Origin of the sequence: Microbacterium sp. (assembly GCF_030149085.1) — a bacterium.
Classification (GTDB): domain Bacteria; phylum Actinomycetota; class Actinomycetes; order Actinomycetales; family Microbacteriaceae; genus Microbacterium.
On the sequence record NZ_JASBSF010000334.1, the window covers coordinates 1 to 2,265 of the forward strand.

Here is a 2,265-nt window from a genome sequence, read left to right on the forward strand (position 1 = left end):
GCTAATGCGATGCTACGACACCCGTGTTAACGCCAGGACACAAGGAGATTCCGGGAAAGCTCGCTACGCACGGTGTGCACCGATACGGGGATGGCCCGCCCGGGGTGCATGGTTCACACCGGGGTGACCAAGGGAATTGGGCCCGGCTTGTATCGTGTCGTGCTCGTGTCCGGTCGCCGCAGGCCTCGGGCGGTGCGGAGCACATCGTCCCGCGATGCATACCAGCTGGGGCGCATGCCAAGCCCCAGCCAGATTGCCTCGTAGCCGCTATCGACTCGTTCGACGTAGGCAACCAGACGTGCTGCGTCGTGCTCGTCAATGTTGGTGTCGCACAGCCGCCACGCTGATCCGTCGAGCGGTTCGAACACCAGATTCTGTTGATCGACAGTGATCATCTGAACCTCCGAACCAACAATGCGCCCTCGCCGCGCGCTTCACCAGCCCCTGACCGATCTTCGTGGTTGACGTTCGGTTGAGTCCCAGCAATCCGGCGCACCTCGGCTACGGCACCTGCATCGGTCACCGCGTCGGGGTTGTTGTGCTTAGCCTGGCGTTTCCGGGAGGTTGCGGTTGCAGGCCTGGAAGTACCAGAAGTCTGCGTCCGCTTCGGCCCGGAGCCACGCTTCCTCGAGGTAGGCCAGTTGCGCTCGCAGCGCGTGGACTTCGTAAGCGCTCTTGAGCCAGAGATCGATGAGCCGGGTCATGTGCGGACTGGCGGAGAAGCAATATTGAAGGTTGCGCTATTCGCAAGCACGCGTCGATCCGCTCATGCCTTTGAGCGACAGCTAGCTGTATGAGGCCAGCACGTTGTTGACGTGCGTCGGCGTCGCCAGTGCGGGTGGTTGTCCGTCGTGTGCGCCGTGGGGTCGGTGGTAGTTGTAGTGCTGGTTCCAGACATCGAGTGCTGCGGCGCGTTCGTGTTCTGAGCGCCAGGTGCGTGCGTAGAGGAACTCCTCGGCGAGGATGCGGTTGTAGCGTTCGATCTTTCCGTTGTGTCGCGGCGTGTAGGGCGTGATGCGCTGGTGTCGGCTCTCGCCCATGGCAGCAGCGAATGCGCTGGCCCGGTAGCAGGCGCCATTGTCGGTCACGATGCGCTCAATGTGGGTGATGCCGTGCGCGGCGAACCATGCTCTCGCGCGATCGAGGAACGCAACTGCGGTCACTGCTTTCTCATCGGACAGTGCTTCCGTGTAGGCGAGTCGGGAGTATCCGTCGATCGCAGAGTGGAGAAACACGTATCCAGTCTTGGCACCTCTCTTCTTCGTCCGCGCGACCTTCTTTGCTTCGATGCTGCCCTTGCCGTGCACGCGCCAGCCGCCGCCGTCCGGGATGCGTCCTGTCTTCTTCACGTCGATGTGCATCATGTGTCCGGGGCGCTCAGCGACGATCTTCTGCGGTTCTCGGTTCGTTGCACCGGTCGGGTCGATGATCTTCCGGCGATTCAGCCCGAGGTGTGCGAGTAGGCGCGTGACCGTGCGGCGGCTGACGGAAATGCCACGCTGATCCAGCTCGAACGCGATACGTGAGGCTGACCACTTGTGATGGCGTCGCATGGCTTCGATCATCACCACGACTTCGTTCCGCGTTGCCGTTGGCTGACGGATTGGGGTAGACGCACGATCATGCAAGCCGACCTCACCGAATCGGCGGTATCGTCCGACCCATTTGGATGCGGTGGCTCGGGAGATGCCCATCTCGGCGGCGACATGCGCGAGGGGTCGAGTCCGACAGCGTTCGATAAGTCGGCGACGACCCTCGACCGTCAATGGCGAGTTCGCATGCGTCACTTGACCACTTCTCTCTCGGCGGGTGCGACCAGTCGAAGAACGGGAATGGCGAGCAGCAATGCGGCTGCGGTTACGATGACGGCCACCCACACCGGCCCGAGCGCGCCGGGCATTACACCGAGTGCGGCAGCGGCGAGGACTGGACCTGCTGCTGCACCGACGTTGAGTGCCGCGGTCGCATACGAACCCGCCATGGTGGGCGCACTCGCCGCCGCATAGAGCACTCGCGTGATCAGCGTGCTCCCGACAGCGAACCCCAACACCCCCTGAGCGAATACGAGCCCGAGCAGGGCAACGGGGTTCGTCGCGAAGAGCGCCAACGCGACCCACCCGAGCACAAGAACGCTTCCACCGCCCACGATGACGATTCCGGGTCGGGCATCCGACAGGCGTCCCGCAACGGTGACTCCGATGAAGGAGCCGACGCCGAAGAGCACAAGCGCTACCGACACCCACCACTGGCTCATGCCGGCGGTAT

General features: G+C 63.3%; 3 protein-coding genes and 1 pseudogene. All 4 read right to left on the reverse strand.

Features of this window, described 5'->3' with window-relative positions:
- Window positions 1-113: 113 nt before the first annotated feature.
- Window positions 114-395 carry a hypothetical protein gene (locus Q1V87_RS13665; RefSeq protein WP_300593971.1) on the reverse strand — a complete coding sequence of 94 codons (282 nt, stop codon included), beginning with the start codon at window positions 393-395 and terminating at the stop codon, window positions 114-116.
- 147 nt (window positions 396-542) lie between these two features.
- Window positions 543-704: a hypothetical protein gene (locus Q1V87_RS13670; protein ID WP_300593974.1), complete on the reverse strand. Its 162-nt coding sequence runs from the start codon at window positions 702-704 to the stop codon at window positions 543-545.
- 81 nt (window positions 705-785) lie between these two features.
- Window positions 786-1,787, reverse strand: coding sequence for an IS481 family transposase (locus Q1V87_RS13675; protein ID WP_184219694.1), 1,002 nt, complete (start codon window positions 1,785-1,787; stop codon window positions 786-788).
- Window positions 1,784-2,265, reverse strand: a pseudogene (locus Q1V87_RS13680) (Cmx/CmrA family chloramphenicol efflux MFS transporter); the annotation flags it as partial. The gene Q1V87_RS13675 and the pseudogene Q1V87_RS13680, both read right to left, overlap by 4 nt.

Coding starts and splice junctions, on each gene's coding strand:
- Q1V87_RS13670 (WP_300593974.1), bottom strand. CDS start 704: ATGACCCGGCTCATCGATCTCTGGCTCAAGAGCGCTTACGAAGTCCAC.
- Q1V87_RS13665 (WP_300593971.1), bottom strand. CDS start 395: ATGATCACTGTCGATCAACAGAATCTGGTGTTCGAACCGCTCGACGGA.